The organism is Ruegeria sp. AH12 (genome assembly GCF_056541465.1).
In genome coordinates this window covers 1-849 of sequence record NZ_JBQFYL010000116.1, presented here as the reverse complement: position 1 = coordinate 849, position 849 = coordinate 1, and the positions used below count along the sequence as shown (strand labels likewise).

Genomic DNA, 849 nt, shown 5'->3' with positions numbered 1-849 from the left:
ACAGCCCAAGGGTTGAACACACCGGCACCGGGCTGCAGGATGACCACCACCCCGATGCAGCCGACCCCGATGGCGGCCCAGCGACGCCAGCCGACTTTCTCACCCAGAACCGGGCCGCTGAGAGCAGCGATCAACAGCGGATAGCTGATGAAAACGGCCTGGCTTTCAATCAAGCCCAGAATGGTAAAGCTGAAAACGGCGACACAAATTTCTGCGGCCAGTAACACACCCCGGAATATCTGGAGTCCCAACTGGCTGGTTTGCGCCGCCGCCCGCAAACCTCCGCTGGATCTCGCAGCCAGGGCAATCACGAATGCGGCAAAGAACCAGTACCGGATCATCACCACCATATACGTATTGTAAGTACCGGCCAGATGGCGCGAAATCCCATCCTGCAAAGCAAACACGATCGTCGCGCTGACCATAAGCGCTATACCGGCGTTGACGTTGTTCTTCTGGCTCATTGCTTCACCGCCCGGGTCATGTGCCGTTTACGGCCAAAGCCGGGTCTGCGGGTAACATCAAAACCTGCGTCGGATAGACCCCGACGCACGAAACCCGCGGCAGTATAGGTTGCCGCTGTACCGCCTTGGATCGTGCGCTCCGCCACCTGCTGCATCAGGTCAGCCCCCCACAGCTCGGGGTTTTTTGCGGGTGAGAAGCCATCCAGAAACCACGCATCTGCCTCACCTGCCCATGTGGGCAAGGTCTGGCGCGCGTCTCCGACCATGACCTCAAGATGCAACGTGTCCAGCACGCATTTCTGCCCATTCCATGTTTTCAGAAAGCGATCGGCCCACGGTGTCATCTCGGGGAAGGCGGCTAAAGCACGCGCCATATCGTCAGGCG

At 59.4% G+C, this 849-nt stretch carries 2 protein-coding genes; both read right to left on the bottom strand.

Annotated features, from left to right (window positions below; all coding sequences use genetic code 11):
- Window positions 1-464: EamA family transporter (locus ACR0EL_RS22015; RefSeq protein WP_480502292.1), on the bottom strand; the 464-nt coding region annotated here is incomplete at its 3' end.
- Window positions 461-849: tRNA (5-methylaminomethyl-2-thiouridine)(34)-methyltransferase MnmC2 (gene mnmC2 / locus ACR0EL_RS22010; RefSeq protein WP_480502291.1), on the bottom strand; the 389-nt coding region annotated here is incomplete at its 5' end. The genes mnmC2 and ACR0EL_RS22015, both read right to left, overlap by 4 nt.